Annotated in this window: 15 protein-coding genes; 7 read left to right on the top strand and 8 right to left on the bottom strand. The window is 71.7% G+C overall.

What is annotated here, in order from left to right:
- Window positions 1–222: 222 nt before the first annotated feature.
- Window positions 223–2220, bottom strand: a complete 1998-nt coding sequence (locus tag ACWGO0_RS16830; RefSeq protein ID WP_453534624.1) for a heavy metal translocating P-type ATPase — start codon at window positions 2218–2220, stop codon at window positions 223–225.
- A 97-nt stretch (window positions 2221–2317) separates the two neighbouring features.
- Between ACWGO0_RS16830 and ACWGO0_RS16825 the strand changes: the two genes are divergently transcribed.
- From ACWGO0_RS16825 to ACWGO0_RS16810, 4 genes are all read left to right on the top strand, one after another.
- Window positions 2318–2692 (top strand): ArsR/SmtB family transcription factor, encoded by a 375-nt coding sequence (locus ACWGO0_RS16825; protein ID WP_453534621.1) that lies wholly within the window; start codon window positions 2318–2320, stop codon window positions 2690–2692.
- 138 nt (window positions 2693–2830) lie between these two features.
- On the top strand, window positions 2831–3325 hold the full coding sequence (locus tag ACWGO0_RS16820) for a lamin tail domain-containing protein (RefSeq protein ID WP_453534618.1): 495 nt from the start codon (window positions 2831–2833) through the stop codon (window positions 3323–3325).
- A 128-nt stretch (window positions 3326–3453) separates the two neighbouring features.
- The gene (locus ACWGO0_RS16815; protein WP_453534615.1) at window positions 3454–4152 is read left to right on the top strand and encodes a GntR family transcriptional regulator; all 699 of its coding nucleotides are present in this window, start codon (window positions 3454–3456) and stop codon (window positions 4150–4152) included.
- 160 nt (window positions 4153–4312) lie between these two features.
- Window positions 4313–5671 (top strand): amidohydrolase family protein, encoded by a 1359-nt coding sequence (locus ACWGO0_RS16810; protein WP_453534612.1) that lies wholly within the window; start codon window positions 4313–4315, stop codon window positions 5669–5671.
- Window positions 5672–5799: 128 nt separating this feature from the next.
- Here the strand turns inward: ACWGO0_RS16810 and ACWGO0_RS16805 are convergent, their stop codons facing one another.
- The 3 genes from ACWGO0_RS16805 to ACWGO0_RS16795 form a co-directional block, all read right to left on the bottom strand.
- Entirely contained in the window at window positions 5800–8022 is a 2223-nt protein-coding gene (locus ACWGO0_RS16805) for an NADP-dependent isocitrate dehydrogenase (protein WP_453534609.1), read from the bottom strand.
- Window positions 8023–8122: 100 nt separating this feature from the next.
- Window positions 8123–8797, bottom strand: a complete 675-nt coding sequence (locus tag ACWGO0_RS16800) for a response regulator (protein WP_453534606.1) — start codon at window positions 8795–8797, stop codon at window positions 8123–8125.
- Window positions 8798–8802: 5 nt separating this feature from the next.
- Window positions 8803–9957, bottom strand: a complete 1155-nt coding sequence (locus ACWGO0_RS16795) for a sensor histidine kinase (RefSeq protein WP_453534603.1) — start codon at window positions 9955–9957, stop codon at window positions 8803–8805.
- A gap of 168 nt (window positions 9958–10125) precedes the next feature.
- On the opposite strand from ACWGO0_RS16795, the gene ACWGO0_RS16790 reads away from it, so the two are divergent.
- Window positions 10126–11100, top strand: coding sequence for a carboxymuconolactone decarboxylase family protein (locus tag ACWGO0_RS16790; protein WP_453534600.1), 975 nt, complete (start codon window positions 10126–10128; stop codon window positions 11098–11100).
- On the opposite strand, the gene ACWGO0_RS16785 is transcribed toward ACWGO0_RS16790, so the two are convergent.
- The 3 genes from ACWGO0_RS16785 to ACWGO0_RS16775 form a co-directional block, all read right to left on the bottom strand.
- On the bottom strand, window positions 11097–12512 hold the full coding sequence (locus tag ACWGO0_RS16785; protein ID WP_453534597.1) for an amidase: 1416 nt from the start codon (window positions 12510–12512) through the stop codon (window positions 11097–11099). The two genes, ACWGO0_RS16790 and ACWGO0_RS16785, sit on opposite strands and share 4 nt — an antisense overlap.
- A gap of 102 nt (window positions 12513–12614) precedes the next feature.
- Window positions 12615–13157: a flavin reductase family protein gene (locus ACWGO0_RS16780; RefSeq protein WP_453534594.1), complete on the bottom strand. Its 543-nt coding sequence runs from the start codon at window positions 13155–13157 to the stop codon at window positions 12615–12617.
- Window positions 13154–14140: a beta-ketoacyl-ACP synthase 3 gene (locus tag ACWGO0_RS16775; RefSeq protein WP_453534591.1), complete on the bottom strand. Its 987-nt coding sequence runs from the start codon at window positions 14138–14140 to the stop codon at window positions 13154–13156. Before ACWGO0_RS16775 ends, ACWGO0_RS16780 begins: the two co-directional genes overlap by 4 nt.
- 190 nt (window positions 14141–14330) lie before the next feature.
- Between ACWGO0_RS16775 and ACWGO0_RS16770 the strand changes: the two genes are divergently transcribed.
- Complete coding sequence (locus ACWGO0_RS16770; RefSeq protein ID WP_453534588.1) at window positions 14331–14936, top strand: response regulator; 606 nt, start codon at window positions 14331–14333, stop codon at window positions 14934–14936.
- A gap of 24 nt (window positions 14937–14960) precedes the next feature.
- Here ACWGO0_RS16770 and ACWGO0_RS16765 read toward each other — a convergent pair whose 3' ends face one another.
- A complete protein-coding gene (locus ACWGO0_RS16765) occupies window positions 14961–15461 on the bottom strand; it encodes a MarR family winged helix-turn-helix transcriptional regulator (RefSeq protein WP_453534585.1) in 501 nt (166 codons plus the stop codon).
- A 90-nt stretch (window positions 15462–15551) separates the two neighbouring features.
- Here ACWGO0_RS16765 and ACWGO0_RS16760 point away from each other — a divergent pair, with 90 nt between their 5' ends.
- Window positions 15552–17081, top strand: coding sequence for an MFS transporter (locus ACWGO0_RS16760; protein WP_453534582.1), 1530 nt, complete (start codon window positions 15552–15554; stop codon window positions 17079–17081).
- The last annotated feature ends 125 nt before the right edge of the window (window positions 17082–17206 follow it).

Here is a 17206-nt window from a genome sequence, read left to right as displayed (position 1 = left end):
AGCGCGGACAGCGGTGTCGCGGGCGCCGACCCTGGTGCGCAGGCGCCGACCGCGGTATTGCGTGCGATTTCGTTGCGCATCGGCGTGCCATCGGTCCGCAACGTGCAGGCTCGCGCGTGTATGCGTGCAGGCGGCCCGGCGGCGACGCCGGGCAGTACCCGACGGGCCGCACGGCGGCCCGACCTGGTTCAGGCCGGGCCCCCGCTCCCGCAGGGCGGGGCGTCAGCGGACCGCGCCGGCCGGTGACGCCGCCCTGTTCCAGGCCGCGTCGCGGAGCAGGCGCAGGCCGTTGAGGCCGACGATGACCGTCGATCCCTCGTGGCCGAGTACGCCGAGCGGCAGCGGCAGGTGCCCTGCCAGGTCCCAGATCACCAGGCCGGAGATGAACACTCCGGCGATGACGAGGTTCTGGACCACCAGGCGGCGCGCGGCGCGGGACAGGGCCATCACGGCCGGGACCGTGGCCAGTTCGTCGCGGACGATGACGGCGTCGGCCGTTTCCAGGGCCAGGTCGGAGCCTGCCCGGCCCATGGCGATGCCGGTGTGGGCGGCGGCGAGCGCGGGGGCGTCGTTGACGCCGTCGCCGATGACGAGCATCTTGCGGCCCGCCGCCTCCTGTTCCCGTACCGCGGCGACCTTGTCCTGCGGCAGCAGCCCCGCGCGGATGTCGGTGATGCCCACGTCGGCGGCGAGGCGGGCCGCGGCGCGCGGGTTGTCGCCGGTCAGCAGCATCGGCGTACGACCCGTCAGGGCGCCCAGCGCGGTGACGGTCGACGCCGCGTCCAGGCGGAGCCGGTCGGTGACCGCCAGAACGCCGAGCGGGATTCCGTCGCGCTGGACGAGGACGGCGGTGCACCCGTCGCTCTCCAACTCGGCCGTCAGCGCGGCGGCGAGCCGGACGGGTCCCGCGTCCGGGGCGGCGGGCAGGAGGCGCGCCGGGGAGCCGACCGCGACGGTGCGGCCCTGGACCGTGGCCGTCACTCCCGTACCGGGGGCCGAGGCGAAGTCCTCGACGGCGGGCAGGTGCAGGCGGCGTTCGCGGGCGGCGTCGACGAGGGCGCGCGCCAAGGGGTGTTCGCTGGGGTGCTCGGCGGCGGCGGCCAGGGCCAGCAGACCGTTCTCGTCGAGGCCGCTGCCGTCCAGCGGGCGGATCGCGGTGACGCGCGGGGTGCCCTCGGTCAGCGTGCCGGTCTTGTCCAGGGCGACCGCGTCGACCTGGCCCAGGCGCTCCATGACGACGGCTGATTTCACGAGCACCCCGTGGCGGCCCGCGTTGGCGATGGCGGACAGCAGCGGCGGCATGGTGGCCAGCACCACCGCACACGGCGAGGCGACGATCATGAAGGTCATCGCCCGCAGCAGCGCACTCGTGAGGTCGGCGCCGAAGGCCATCGGCACGAGGAAGACGGCGAGGGTGGCCGCCACCATGCCGAGCGAGTAGCGCTGTTCGACCTTCTCGATGAACAGCTGCGTGGGCGCCTTGGTCTCGGAGGCTTCCGCGACCATGGCCACGATCCGGGCGATCACCGAGTCGGAGGCGTCCCGTTCGACCGTGACGCGCAGGGCGCCGGTGCCGTTGAGGGTACCGGCGAAGACCTCGTCCCCGGCCTCCTTCGCAACCGGCAGGGGCTCACCCGTGATGGTGGCCTGGTCGACCTCGCCCGCCCCCTCCACCACCCGGCCGTCGGCACCGACGCGCTCACCGGGGCGGATCAGGATCGTGTCGCCGACCCGGAGGTCCTCGGTGGCGACCGTCTCCTCGCCGCCGCCCGGGAGCAGCCGGGTGGCGGTGGCCGGGGCGAGGTCGAGCAGACCGCGCACCGCGTCCTGGGTACGGGCGGTCGCCAGCGCCTCCAGGGCCCCCGAGGTGGCGAAGATGACGATCAGGAGTGCCCCGTCCATCACCTGACCGATGGACGCCGCACCGATCGCGGCGACGATCATCAGCAGGTCGACGTCGAGCGTCTTGTCCCGCAGGGCGCGCAGCCCCTCCCAGGCCGGTTCCCAGCCGCCGGTCAGATAGGCGAGGGCGTACAGCGGCCCCCACGTCCAGGCGGGGGCGCCCGTCAGTTGCAGGGGAAGCGCGGCCAGGAACAGGACCAGGGCGGCGCCGGCCCAGCGGGCCTCCGTCAGCGCGAGGACACGTGTACGGCGCCGGGGCGCCGTCACGGCAGCGGTCGGCGCCGCCGGTTCCGGACGCTGAAGCAGGACATAAGGCATGACAAAACAACCCTTCACGGGCAGGAGGACCGGCAACGAGCCCACCGTACAGGAACACCTGAACAGGTCTTCATGTGTTATCAGTAGGATGGACTCCATGGGTCACGGAGCCGAGGGCACGAACACCGCCACCACGCGCGAACGCCTGGACGCCGTAGGGACCGCCGATGTCGCCGCGACCCTCCAGGCCCTGGCCACCCCGTCCCGGCTGCGCATCCTCGCCCGGCTCCAGGAGGGCCCGTGCGCGGTGGGCGATCTGGCGCAGGCGGTCGACATGGAACCCTCCGCCTGCTCGCACCAGCTACGACTGCTGCGCAACCTCGGTCTCGTGACGGGCGAACGCCGGGGCCGGTCGATCGTCTACGCCCTGTACGACCACCACGTCGCCGAACTCCTCGACCAGGCCCTCTTCCATGTCGAGCACCTGCGCCTGGGCCTGCGGGACACGCTCGTGACAGTGGAACCGGACTGACTCCGGCGCACCACCCCACCCGAACCCCGGCGGCGAACGCATGTGCGAATGCCCTCGGCAAAGCCCTTTCGCATATGCGGACTTAAGTATTTCTGTAGGCTTCGGCCCTCATCAGCACCAATGAGGGGGGAACCTCACGTGCGCAAGCACCTCGTCGTCGCCACTGCCATATCCACCGGCATCCTGGCCACGCTCGCCGCCGCGCCGGCCCAGGCCACCGAGTACAGCTCGGCCCTGAAGATCTACGCGATCCAGTACGACGCTCCGGGCCGCGACTCCAACAACTGCACCTCCGGCAACACGCGCGCGGAGTATCTGACGCTCAAGAACTACTCGTCCTCGGCGACCATCAACCTGCGGGGATACGCCGTCAAGGACGCCGCCGGCAACAGGTTCACGTTCACCGCCAACCACTACCTCCAGCCCGGCGACTACATCAAGCTGCGCGGCGGGAACGGCACCGACTCCGACGCCAACAACGTCGTCTACCGCGACAACTGCAACTTCCTGTGGAACAACGACAGGGACACGATCTACCTCTACAAGCCCTCCGGCAGCCGCTCGGACGTGCACTCGTACACCAAGTCCGCGAACGACCGCGACGGCAACGGCTACATCACCATCCACGGCTGAGCCGTTCCACAGCTGAGCCGTTCCACAGCTGAACCAAGGGGCCGGTCCGCGCGGTACACCCGCGCGGGCCGGTCCGCGCGTGGCGCATATCCTCGCCCGGAGCACGCAGGACGGGAGAGGACGGAACGGTGGCGGACAGAAACACGACCGGCTCGGCGGGCACGGAGGGCGGCTCGCGCGCACCCGGCCCGGTCTCTCTCAGTACACAGGCGCGCGAGGCCGTGCTCCGCCGCATCGTCGACCGGCGGTACGCGCAGGGCGCCCGCCTCGTCGAGCGGGAGGTCGCCGAGGAGCTCAGCATGTCCCGCGTCCCGGTGCGCGAGGCGCTGCGCGGGCTCGTCACCGAAGGACTCCTGGAGCTGCTTCCGCACAGCGGCGTACGCGTGCGCAGCCTCGACCGTACCGATGTGGAGCACCTGTACGAGGTGTGGGAACCCCTCGCCGTCCAGGCGTCGCGGCTCGCGGCGCGGGCGGTGGCCGCGGGCGACACCGAGGGGGTGGCCGCCCTGGAGACGACCCTCCGCCAGGCCGAGTCGGCGGCAGCGGCGGACGAGGGGGCGCGTGAGGTGGCCGCGCACACGGCGTTCCACGAGGGCGTCGTGGCCATGTCGGGCAATCCGCTGCTCGCACGCATGATGGAGCAGCTGAGCTGGCAGCTGCGGCTGCTGTTCGGTCTGCGCGAGGAGCCCGCGCACATGAGGGCCCAGCACGCCGAGATGTACCGGCACATCAGCGACGGCGACGCGGAGGCCGCCGCCGCGAGCACGCTGCTGCATGTACGGGACAGCAGGACCGTCGCCCTGCGCTCCCTCTTCGGGACCGACTGAACCTTCGGGACCGACCCTGACCCTCTTTGTATACCAGGACCTCGAAAAACACTCCACCACGTGGCCTTCACGCCACATTCCTTGCCTGCTCCAAGCCTTTGGTATACAAAATGGCGGAGGCATCGCCGCACCTCAGCGTCACCCCGCCGAAGGAGTCCCCATGCAGCCGTCATCCCCCTCCCCCAGTGCGCTCTCCCGCCGCACGATGCTGGCCGGCGCCGCCGCCCTCGCCGGCACCACGGCCGCGATGGCCGCCGCACCCGCCCAGGCCCACGCACAAGCCACCGGTACGGCCGTGCCCGCCGATGCCGCCGCGTCCGGCGCCGCGGGGCGCGGCGGCAGGACCGTCGTCTTCCGCGACGTGCGGCTGTTCGGCGCGGCGAAGGCCACGGATCTCGTGGTCGTCGACGGCCGCGTGTCCGACGGGCCGGCGCCACGGGGTGCGAAGGTCGTCGACGGTGGCGGCCGGATCGCCCTCCCGTCCCTCGTCGACGCGCACATCCACCCGGACAAGACGACCTGGGGCGGCTCCTGGGTGTCACGGCGCCCGGCGAAGGGCATCGCCGACTACGTCGCCCAGGACGTGGAGCTGTTCAAGAGTCAGCGCCGCCCCGTCGGGGAACGCGCGTACGGCCTGATGGCGCACGCCGTCACCCGCGGCACGCGCGCGATGCGCGCTCACGCCGATGTGGCCCCGGCCTACGGCCTGGCCGGAGTCGAGGGCGTCGCCCAGGCCCGCGAGCGGCTGCGCCACGCCCTCGACGTGCAGATCGTGGCCTTCCCGCAGCACGGCGTGATCCGTACCCCGGGCACGGCGGAGCTGCTGGAGGAGGCGGCGCGCGCCGGGACCATCGACATGATCGGCGGCATCGACCCGATCGGCTTCGACCAGGCCCTGGACGAGCAGCTCGATCTCGTCTTCGGCATCGCGGACCGCCACGGCGTCGGCGTGGACATCCACCTGCACGACCGCGGCGAGAAGGGGATGACGGCGATGCGCGGCATCATCGACCGTACGCGCGCCCTGTCCCTCGCCGGCAAGGTGACCGTCAGCCACGTCTTCTGCCTGCCGGAGCTGACGGACCGTGAACTCGGTTCCGTAGCAGCCGACTTGGGAGACCTCGACATCGCCCTGACCACCGTGGCGCCGTCCGACTCGCTGGTGCTTCCGATCGCCCGGCTGCGCGAGCACGGGGTGCGGGTCGGGCTCGGATCCGACGGCGTACGCGACTCGTGGAGCCCGTTCGGCAACGCCGACATGCTGCACCGCGCGCATCTGCTCGGGTGGGTGACGGATGTGCGCCTCGACGAGGAGCTGAAGGACTGCTACCGCGTCGCGGCCCACGGTGGCGCGGACGTCATGGACCTCCCGCACGCGGACTTCGAGCCCGGCGCTCCGGCCGACTTCGTGCTCGTACGGGCCGAGTGCCTGCCCCAGGTCGTCGTGGACATGCCCCGGCGGGACATGGTCGTGCACGGCGGAGTCGTCGTGGCCCGCGACGGTGTGTTCCTCGACTGAGGCCGACGCTTCCCGTAGAACACAGAACCGCCCCGGCCGGGCAGAAAGCCGACCGGGGCGGAACGCTGTGCGGATATCGCTGTGCGGATATCGCTGTGCGGATATCGCTGTGCGGATATCGCCTCGGATCAGCCGAGCGTGGCGATGGCCTGGTTGAACGTGGCCGACGGACGCATCGCAGCCGCGGCCTTGGCCGGGTCGGGCTGGTAGTAGCCGCCGATGTCGACCGGCGAGCCCTGCACCGCGATCAGCTCGTCGACGATGGTCCGCTCCTGCTCGGCCAGCGTCTTGGCGAGCGGCGCGAACGCCTCGGCGAGCTTGGCGTCGTCGGTCTGCTGCGCCAGATCCTGGGCCCAGTAGAGGGCCAGGTAGAAGTGGCTGCCGCGGTTGTCGATGCCACCGAGCTTGCGGCTCGGCGACTTGTCCTCGTTGAGGAAGGTGCCGGTCGCACGGTCCAGGGTGTCCGCGAGGACCTGGGCGCGGGCGTTGCCCGTGCTCGTCGCCAGGAACTCGAAGCTGGCCGCGAGGGCGAAGAACTCGCCCAGGCTGTCCCAGCGCAGGTAGTTCTCCTTGGTGAGCTGCTGGACGTGCTTCGGGGCGGAGCCGCCGGCGCCCGTCTCGAACAGACCGCCACCGTTCATGAGCGGGACGACGGAGAGCATCTTCGCGCTCGTGCCCAGCTCGAGGATCGGGAACAGGTCGGTGAGGTAGTCACGGAGCACGTTGCCGGTGACGGAGACGGTGTCCTCGCCGCGGCGGATGCGCTCCAGGGAGAAGGCGGTGGCCTTCACCGGCGACATGATCTCGATCTGCAGACCGTCGGTGTCGTGGTCCGCCAGGTACGTCCTGACCTTCTCGATGAGCTTCGAGTCGTGCGCGCGGTCCTCGTCGAGCCAGAACACGGCCGGGTTGCCGGTCGCGCGGGCGCGGGTGACGGCGAGCTTGACCCAGTCCTGGATCGGCAGGTCCTTGGCCTGGCACATCCGGAAGATGTCACCGGCGCCCACGGCCTGCTCCAGCACGGCGTTGCCTTCGGCGTCGACGACCCGCACGGTGCCCGTGACGGGGACCTCGAAGGTCTTGTCGTGGCTGCCGTACTCCTCGGCCTTCTGCGCCATGAGGCCGACGTTGGAGACCGAGCCCATCGTGGACGGGTCGAAGGCGCCGTTGGCGCGGCAGTCGTCGATGACGACCTGGTAGACGCCCGCGTAGCTGCTGTCAGGCAGCACTGCGAGGGTGTCGTGCTCCTGGCCGTCCGGGCCCCACATGTGACCGGAGGTGCGGATCATGGCCGGCATGGAGGCGTCGACGATGACGTCGCTGGGGACGTGCAGGTTGGTGATGCCCTTGTCGGAGTCGACCATCGCCAGGGCGGGGCCCTCGGCGAGCTCGGCCTCGAAGGACGCCTTGATCTCGTCGCCCAGGTGGGGAACCGAGTCCAGGCCCTTGAGGATGCCGCCGAGCCCGTCGTTCGGGGTCAGGCCGGCCGCGACGAGCACGTCACCGTACTTGGCGAACGTCTTCGGGAAGAACGAGCGCACGACGTGGCCGAAGATGATCGGGTCGGAGACCTTCATCATCGTGGCCTTGAGGTGCACCGAGAAGAGGATGCCCTCGGCCTTGGCGCGGGCGATCTGCGCGGTGAAGAACTCGCGCAGCGCCGCCTCGCGCATCACGGCGGCGTCGATGATCTCGCCGGCGAGCACGGGTACCGACTCGCGCAGGACGGTGGTGGTGCCGTCGTCGCCCACGAGCTCGATGCGCAGGGTGCCGGGCTCGGTCACGACGACGGACTTCTCGGTGGACCGGAAGTCGTCGACGCCCATGGTGGCGACGTTCGTCTTCGAGTCGGCCGTCCAGGCGCCCATGCGGTGCGGGTGCGCCTTGGCGTAGTTCTTGACCGATGCGGGGGCGCGGCGGTCGGAGTTGCCCTCACGCAGGACGGGGTTGACCGCGCTGCCCTTGATCTTGTCGTAACGCGCGCGGACGTCCTTGTCCTCGTCGCTCTTCGGGTCGTCCGGGTAGTCCGGAAGCGCGTAGCCCTGCGCCTGCAGCTCGGCGACCGCGGCCTTCAGCTGCGGGATCGAGGCCGACACGTTCGGCAGCTTGATGATGTTGGCGCCGGGAGTCTTGGCCAGCTCGCCGAGCTCGGCGAGTGCGTCATCGATACGCTGGCCGGCTTCGAGGCGCTCCGGGAAGCTGGCGATGATCCGGCCCGCCAGGGAGATGTCACGGCTCTCCACCGCGACACCGGCCGTGGAGGCGTACGCCTCGACGACAGGCAGGAACGAGTACGTCGCCAGCGCAGGGGCCTCGTCGGTGTGCGTATAGATGATGGTCGAGTCAGTCACCGGGTGCTCCGCTCCACGTCTGCAACATTGCTTGACATCAAGATATCTCGTGACCGGTCCCCTCTCCACAGGGCCCCGCCCCCGTTCTCACCCGGAGCCGTCATCTGCGCCGGGGCTCGACGAGCCCGGCCTCGTACGCGAAGACGACGAGCTGGGCCCGGTCCCGGGCCCCGAGCTTGATCATGGCGCGGCTGATGTGGGTCTTGGCGGTGAAGGGGCTGACCACCATGTGGGCGGCGATCTCCTCGTTGCTCAGTCCCCTGGCCGCGAGGGCGGTGACCTCGCGCTCCCGGCGCGTGAGGATCTCCAGGCCGGGGGCGCTCGTGCGGTCGGGGGGCCTGGCGACGAACTCGCCGATCAGCCGGCGGGTGATGGCGGGCGAGAGCAGGGCGTCGCCGCGCGCGGCGACCTTGATGGCGTGGAGGAGCTCGGCGGGCTCGGTGTCCTTGAGGAGGAATCCGGCGGCGCCCGCGCGCAGCGCGTCGAAGACGTACTCGTCGAGGCCGTAATTGGTGAGGATCACGACGTGCACACCGGCCAGCCGGGGGTCGGCGGCGATCTCGCGGGTGGCCTCGATGCCGGTCATCACCGGCATCTGTACGTCGATCAGCGCGACGTCCGGGGTGTGGCGGCGTGCGAGCTCCACCCCCTGGCGGCCGTCGGCGGCCTCTCCGACGACCTCGATCCCCTCCTCCGCGTCCAGCAGGGCCCGGAATCCGGCCCGCATCAGGGCCTGGTCGTCGACGATGACCACCCGGATCGGGTCCTGGCTCATCGAGCTCATCGGGTGACCGCCCGCCCGGCCGGTTCCGCGCCGGTGAGCGGCAGCTCGGCGCGTACCGAGAAGCCGCCGCGTGGCCGGGGTGCCAGGACGAGAGTGCCGCCGAGCGCGGTGACACGTTCGCGCATGCCGGTAAGACCGGTGCCCGGGGTGACGGTGTCGCCCGGCAGGCACGGCCCCTGGTCGTCCACCGAGACGACGAGGCTGCGGTCCGTGTAGGCGAGCCGGACGGTGGTGCCTGCCCGGTCGGCGTGGCGCGCCACGTTGGTGAGGGCCTCCTGAACGATGCGGTAGGCGGCCCTGTCCACGTCCGCGGGCAGGGGCCGTGCGCCGCCGTCGGCCGTGACGGCGAGCGCGATGCCCGCCGCGCGGGCCCGCTCGGCCAGCTCGCCGATGCGGTCGAGTCCCGGGCCGGGATCCGCGGCGTCCGTGCGCAGGACCTCCAGCGTGGCGCGCAGTTCCCGCATCGCCTCGCCGCTCGCCTCCTGGATCGCGAGGAGTGCGGGATCCGCATCGGCGCCGCGCTTCCTGGCGAGGTGGACGGCGACTCCGGCCTGGAGTTTCACGATGGAGATGGAGTGGGTGAGGGAGTCGTGCAGCTCGCGGGCGATGCGCAGCCGCTCCTCACCGGCCCGGCGCAGTGCCGTCTCGTCGCGGGTGCGTTCGGCGTCGAGTGCGCGCTGTTCGGTCTGGCGCAGGTATGCCTGCCAGTTCTTGTCGATGAGCCCGGTGACCCCGGCGCAGAGGAACCAGCCGAGCAGGAGCAGGCTCCGCTCGACGGTGTCCCCCGTGTCCGGCGAGGTGGCGAGCAGTACGACGACGTAACCGATGAGGAACAGGCCGCCCGCTGCGACGCCGTGTGCCCGGTGTCCGCTGCGCGCCGCCGCGTGTACGGCGACCACCACGGGGAAGGCCGCCCACGTGCCGGGGTGCCCGTGGATGACGTAGAGGAACAGGCAGAGGGTGGTGACGGCGAGGACGGTGCGCGGGGCTCTGCGATGTCCCGCCAGCGCGAGCGAGCCCGCCGCGATGAGCAGGAGGTCGAGGACGCCGGGCGCGGATGCGGCGACGGCCGCGAGAGCGACCGCCGTACCGATCAGCGCGGCCAGTGCCGCGTCCAGCAACTGCGTCCTGCGGCCCGTGTCCCCCTGCATGTGCCGCACCCTAACTCCGTTACGGCGCACGGCGCGTCATCCTGGGAGACCGGCTCCGCACTACTCCGCGCGAAGTAGCCGGCGCCCCATGACGTCGGTCCGGCGCAGCACCGAATGCCTTCCGGTGTACGACGACCGGGGCCGGGTCCCGGGGCGAACATCGTCGCCATGACCGGACACTTCCGATACACCTCGCCCCAGCCGCCGAAGTCCGCGACCGGAGTGGTCGCCGACGTCTACGCCCAACTGGCAACCGACTTCGGGATCGAGCGCGCCTCGACCTTCGTCGTCCTGTCGGCCTCCCCTCCCCTGCTCACCGCCACCTGGGCCCTGGTACGCGAGTCCCTCCTGGCCGGGCATGTGTCCCGTACGGACAAGGAGGTGGTGGCGGCCGGGGTGTCGCTCACCAACCGGTGTCCGTTCTGCGTGGTCGCGCACACCGTGCTGCTCCACGCCACGGGTGACCACCGGCTGGCCGAGACGATCGGCCGCGGCGAGCTGCCCGACGACCCCGGGCACCGCGAACTGCTCGCCTGGGGGAAGGACATGAGCACGCCGCAGCCGTTCCCGGCGGGGCACGGACCCGAACACATCGGTACGGCGCTGGCGTTCCACTTCATCAACCGCGTCGTGTCGTCGCTGCTGACGGAAGACATGCTGCCGGGAGGTGCCCAGAAGTACCGGGTGGTACGGAGCGCGGCGGGCCGTTCCCTCGCCAGAACGGTGCGCCGGGAGCTGGTGCCCGGCGCGAGCCTCCCGCTGCTCGAAACGGAGGGCGCCGAGCCCGGCTGGGCCGCGGGCACACCGGTCGGCACGGCGTTCGGGGCGCTGCGCTCGGCCGCGCACCTGGGTGCGGGCCTGCTGAGCGTGGAGGACGCCGCGTTCGTACGGGAGTCGGTGGCCGGCTGGGACGGCGTCACGCCCCTGCCGCTCGGCGGCGCGGAGCTGCCGGACCGGGCGGAGCGGCCCGGCGCCCGGCTCGCGCTGCTCGCGGCCCGTGCCCCGTACCGGATCACCGACGAGGACGTGGCGGCCTGGCGCGTACCGCCGTTCACCGATCACTGCCTCGTCCATCTGATCGCCTTCGGTGCGATGTGCGCCGTGGAGCGCATCGAGGCGAACCTGTCGGCCGTGCGGCTTTAGGGCCCGTACGGGACCGGCGGGCGGTGCTCGAACCAGCTGCGGTCGGACTCCAGTTGGGCGGCGAGCGAGATGAGTCTCTCCTCGCTGCGGGAGGGGCCGAGGAGTTGGGCGCCGATCGGGAGACCGTCGCCGGTGAAGCCCGCGGGCACGCTGATGCCGGGCCAGCCGAGGACGTTCCAGGGCCAGGCGTACGGGCAGGCCGACGCCATCGCGAGATCGGTGCGCCAGGCGCTCAGGCGGTCGAACGCGCCGATGCGGGGTGGCGGCGCGGCGGTGGTCGGGGTGAGCAGCACGTCGAAGCCGGACGCGTCGAAGAGGGCGCCGATCCGCCGGTGCTGGCGCACCTCGCGGGCGCGGGCCGCCCGTACCACCCGGCCGCCGAGGCGGGTTCCGGTGCGCAGGGCGCTGCGGGTGCGCGGGTCGAGGAGGGCCGGTTCCGGGTGGAGCGCGGCGAGTTCGGCGATCCCGGCGGTGGCGCGCGGGACGAAGGAGAGGCCGATGAGCCCGTAGCGGGGGCGGGCCGCCTCGACGTGGTGGCCCAGGCGGGCCAGGGTCTCGGCGAGTGCGGAGACGGCCCGGCGGACCTCGGGGTGGGGTGCCACGTGCGTGAGGGTGAGCGCGGGGCGGAAGGCGACGGCGATGCGCAGTCTGCCCGGGTCGCGGCGTGCGGCGGCCGATGCGCCGACGGCGGGCGGGCGGTGCGGGTCGTCGGGGTGCGCTCCGGCGACGGCGTCCAGCAGGAGGGCGGCGTCGGCGACGGTACGGGCCAGGGGGCCGTTCACGGTGAGGCCCTGGAAGGCGTCGCTGTGGGGGTGGACGGAGATCCGGCCACGTTGCGGTTTGATGCCGACGAGGTGGGTCCAGGCGGCGGGGATACGGACGGATCCCGCGCCGTCCGAGCCGAGTGCGGCGGGGACGAGACCGGCGGCGACGGCCGCCGCGGACCCTCCGGACGAACCGCCGGGTGTGTGGGCGGTGTTCCACGGGTTACGGGTGGCGCCGAAGGCGGGCCCTTCGGTGAACCCCCACTGGCCCAGCTCGCAGGAGTTCGTCTTGCCGACGACGACGGCCCCGGCGGCGCGCAGTCTGCGTACCACCTCGCTGTCGGAGGTGGCCGGGGGCCGGTCGCCCTGGCAGCCGAAGTAGGTGGGCATGCCCGCGATATCGGTGTCGTCCTTGACCGCGACCGGTACACCGAGCAGGGGGAGCCGCTCCCCCGCAGCGAGCCTGCGGTCGGCCTCGGCGGCCTCGGCGAGCGCGGCCTCGGGGCGCAGTTGGCGGAACGCGTTGAGGGTGGGCTGGGTGGCCTCGATGCGGGCGAGTGCCGCGGCGACCAGTTCCGTGGAGGTGGTGAGACCTTCCGCGAGGCGGCGTGCGCTCTCCGCCAGGCCGTTCGCGTCTGCTGAGGGCATGGACCGACGCCTCCTCGTAGTGACTTACTGGAGGGTAACCAGGAGGGGCGGCCCGCTCAAGCATTCGGCCGTACTGTCGGTGCCGGTTGCTGCGTTCGGCGGTCAGTTCCCCGGCAGATGCGGGTGGGCGGGGTGCCCCAGCTGCCGGAAGGCCCGGTCGTAGTAGACCAGCGGCTCCCCCCGTCCCGGCACGACATGCCGGACGGCGCCGACAAGGATGATGTGGTCGCCGGCGGGGTGGCGGGCGTGCACCGCGCAGTCCAGGACCACGAGCGCGTCCGCCACCGCGGGGAGCAGGCGCGGGGTGGTCGCGATGCCCTCGGCACGGAACTTGTCCCCGCCGGAGCGGGCGAACCGGGTGGCGAGCGAACTCTGTTCGTCGCGCAGGAGACTCACGGCGAAGCCCCGGCACTCGGTGAACACCTGGTACGAGCTCGATGTCTTCGCGAGGCAGACGAGGACGAGCGGCGGGTCCATGGACACGGAGCAGAACGAGGTGGCGGTGAACCCGCGCGGCTGTCCCTCGGCGTCCTCGGTCGTGACGACGACGACGCCTCCGGCGAGCTGGGCCATGGCGGCCCGGAACGCGTCGCCGACGGGTGCGGCCTCCGGGTGGGCGGTGGTCCGCCGGTCGGTGCGGTTCATGGCAGGACCACCACCTGCGCGGCGTAGTTGAGCCCGGCGCCGAAGCCGACGAGCAGCGCCGTGTCACCGGTGGATGCCTGCTGTGAGGCGAGCATCGACTCCAGTGCCAGCGGGATGGAGGCCGCGGAGGTGTTGCCGGTGTGCGTCACGTCGCGTGCCACCGCGGTCGCGCCGGTCAGGCCCAGCCTCTCGGACATGAGGTCGATCATCCGGAGGTTGGCCTGGTGCGGTACGAAGACGTCGAGCGCGTCCGGCGACGTACCGGCCTCGTCGAGCGCCCGCGCCGCGGCCGGGGCGACCTCGTCCATGGCCCAGCGGAAGACACGTCGCCCGTCCATCCGCATCCACGGCCGTTCGCCCGTCCCGGCCCAGGGGGCCGTCATCCGGAGCGCTTCGGCGTTGGCACCGTCGGCCCGCCGCACGACCGGGCCGATGCCCGGCGCGGGGGCCTCGCCGACGACCGCTGCGCCCGCACCGTCAGCGAAGAGGAAGGAGATGGTCCGGTCGGAGGGCTCCACGATGTCCGTCATGCGCTCGGCGCCGATGACCAGGACCCGTCGCGCGCTGCCCGCACGGACGGCGTCCGATGCCATGGCCAGGGCGTGACAGAAGCCGGCGCAGGCGGCGGACAGATCGACGGCCGCGGCGCCCCGTGCGCCCAGCTCGTGCGCCACCCGGACGGAGAGCGGCGGGGTCTGCACCAGGTTGGACATGCTCGCCACCAGGACGAGATCGATCTCGGCGGGTGGCGTACCGGCCTGGGCCAGGGCCTTCTCCGCCGCCGCGGTGGCCATCATCGGCAAGGTCTCGTCCGGGCCGGCGAACCGCCGCTCGACGATCCCGCTGCGGCTCTCGATCCACGTCTCGCTGGAGTCGATGAGCCGGCAGATCTCCGCATTGCCGACCACCCGGTGTGGCCGGTATCCGCCGATGCCGAGCAGTGCGCTGTGGCGAGTCCCGGCGGTCCTGACGGTCCATGTCATGGCCGTCTCCCTCCCTGTCGGCTGCGGCGTCCCGGTACGGACGCCTGCCGCGCCCAGCGTCGGGGCGGGCGGTGGAGAAGCCCTCGAACACGGCTCAGTTCCGCAAAATGCCGATCAACGTGAACACGAACACCCCTGGTTGGCAAGGTAGTTCGACGTACTATTGCCTTCTCTGGGGGAGGGGCGGTTCGTGATACGGCTGATCATCGCCGAGGATGTGCCCGTGCTGCGCGGGGCGTTGGTCGCCCTGCTGCAGATGGAGCACGACTTCCAGGTCGTTGCGGAGGTGGACCATTGGGACGACATCCTCCCCACGGCACTGGAGTTCCGGCCAGACGTCGCGGTCATCGACATCGGCCTGCCCGGCACCGACGGGCTGACGTCCGTGGCGAAATTACGCTCGTGTTTCCCTTCCTGCCGGCTGCTGATCATCACCAGCCTCGACACCACGGCGTCGTTGCGCCGGGCACTCGCCGCCCAGGTCGACGGTTACCTGCTCAAGAACGCCCTGCCGAGCGATCTGATCCAGGCGATCCGCAAGGTGGTGGCCGGGCAGCGGGTCATCGACCCGCAGCTGGCGTTGTGGGCCCTGGACGGTCCGGCGCGGCCCCTGACCCCCCGCGAGGTGTCGGTGCTGCGCCTCACGGCCGAGGGCGAGGACGTGGGCGTCATCGCGCAGGAGCTGCATCTGAGCACCGGTACGGTCCGCAACTACCTGACGGCGATCGTCCGCAAGCTCGGTGCGCGCAACCGGGTGGACGCGGTGCGCATCGCACGGGAGAACGGCCTCATCTGACAGGCCCCGGTCCGCGCATCCCGGTCAGTTCGCGGTGACGGCATCCTGCTGCCGCTCCTGCGCGCCGGTGAGCTCACGCTCGTACACACGGAGGGTCTCGATGAAGGTGCGCCGCTCGGCGGGGCTCAGTGGCTCCAGGGCGGTCCGCCACGCCTGCACGCCGTTCTCCAGCCAGCTGCGCACCGCTTCCAGGTGACCGTCGGCGATGCTGACGATCTTGCGGCGCCGGTCGGACGTATCGTCCTCGCGGTCCACCACCCCGTACCGGTTCAGCTCCCCCACGAGCAGGCTGACGGTGGCCGGTGCGAGCTCCAGGCGAGTGGCCAGCGCGTTGACGGCGAGCGGCCCGTCGAAGAACAGGTAGGCCAGCAGCGACAGGTGCCGCGGGGCGAGGTTGTACTCCTCGAACTGCCTCGGCACCGGCGTGCGCTTGGTACGTGCGACCACGCGTGGCATCAGGAGCAGCAGCGTACGGACTCCGTCGTCGACGCTGGGCTCGGCTCCCGCACCACCAACGCTTGACATGACGTAGCCCCCGGAATAGCTTTGCTTTGAAAGCAAAGCATTTCGCTCTGCTTCCCCATGCTGCTGCCGAGGCTACCGGAGGGCCGACCCATGACGGTGGAACAACTGGCCGATTCACCACCACCGCCGCAGTACAGCCCCAAGCGCTGGGCCACGCTGGCGGTGACGCTGTTCGCCGTGTTCATGGACATGGTCGACAACACGGTCCTCAACGTCGCCCTGCCCGCCGTCCAGCGTGATCTGGACGCCTCGTCCTCGCAGCTGGAATGGTCCGTCGCCGGATACACGCTGGCCTTCGCCGCCGCGATGATCACCGGCGCCCGTCTCGGCGACCAGCTCGGACGCCGGCGGATCTACCTGATCGGCCTCGGCGCGTTCGTCGTCACCTCCGCCCTGGCGGGCGCGGCGGTCAACGTGGAGATGCTCATCGCCTCCCGCATCCTCCAGGGCGCCGCGGCGGCCCTGATGGTGCCTCAGGTCCTGGCGATGCTCCAGGTCGACTTCCCCAAGTCCGAGCGCCCCCAGGCGATGTCGATGTACGGCATGTCGCTCGCACTCGGCGGCATCGGCGGCCCGCTGCTCGGCGGCGTACTGCTGCAGGCCGACCTCTTCGACCTCAGCTGGCGTCCGCTGTTCTTCATCAACGTGCCGGTCGGCCTGATCGCGCTCGCCGCCGCCGCCTACCTGACCCGCGAGTCGCGCGCCGACTCCCGGGAGACCTTCGACATCCGCGGCACCCTGCTCGCGACGGTCGCCCTGGTCAGCCTGCTCTACCCGCTGATCCAGGGCAGGGAGCTGGGCTGGCCCTGGTGGACCTTCGCGCTGATGATCGCCTGCCCGGTCCTCCTGTGGCTGTTCGCCCGTTACGAGCGCCGGGTCGCCGACCGCGGCGAGTCGCCGATCATCGACCCGGACCTGCTGCGGCACCGCAGCTCGGTGGGCGGACTGCTCGTCGCCGTCCTGTTCTTCTGCGGCATGGCCTACCAGGTGGTGCTGACCGTCCACCTCCAGACGGCCGAGGGCTACTCCCCGCTGCGTACGGCGGTGGCGCTGGCCACCTTCACGGTGGGCGTGGGCATCGGCTCGGCCTTCGCCCCCAAGCTGATGCCGCTCGGCCGCCAGGTGGTTCTGATGGGCTGCGCGGTCATCGCCGTGGGCATGGGGATCGTGGCATGGACCGTCGACCGCTACGCCGGCTCGCTGGAGTGGTGGCACATGGTGCCCGGCATGGTCGTCTCCGGCATCGGCCTCGCCATGGTCGCCGGAACCCTCCTGACCATCGTGCTGGCCAAGATGCCCAAGTCCGCTTCGGGCGCCGCTTCCTCACTGATCAACACGGCGATCCAGCTCGGCGCGGCCACCGGCGTGGCGATCGTCGGCACCGTCTACTTCACGCTGCTGGAGGACCGGCACTCCCCCGTCGAATCGGCGGTGACCGGCCTGCTGACCGTCGTCGGACTCTACGTACTGGCCGGACTGCTCGCCTTCGTCCTGCCCCCGGGCCGGGTCGACATGGACGAGCTCGAGTCCGACGAGGACACCGAGGGACGGCCCGACGGCGGCGACGCCCTGTCCGGTGCCACGGTTCCCGTCGGCGCCAAGACGGCCTCGGGAAGCTGAACCCGGAAGCCCCTCTCCGCCGTTGGCCCCCCGCCAGCGGGCGCCGGGGGGGCCCGGGGCGGCCGGACGCCACACCTCCACCCACCCCCCGCCGGCCCCAACGGCCACCGGGAGGGGGCCCAACC

The sequence above is a fragment of the Streptomyces sp. NPDC055749 genome (assembly GCF_053617235.1).
Note: the sequence above shows the minus strand (reverse complement) of the source record. Positions and strands in the feature narration are given on the sequence as shown.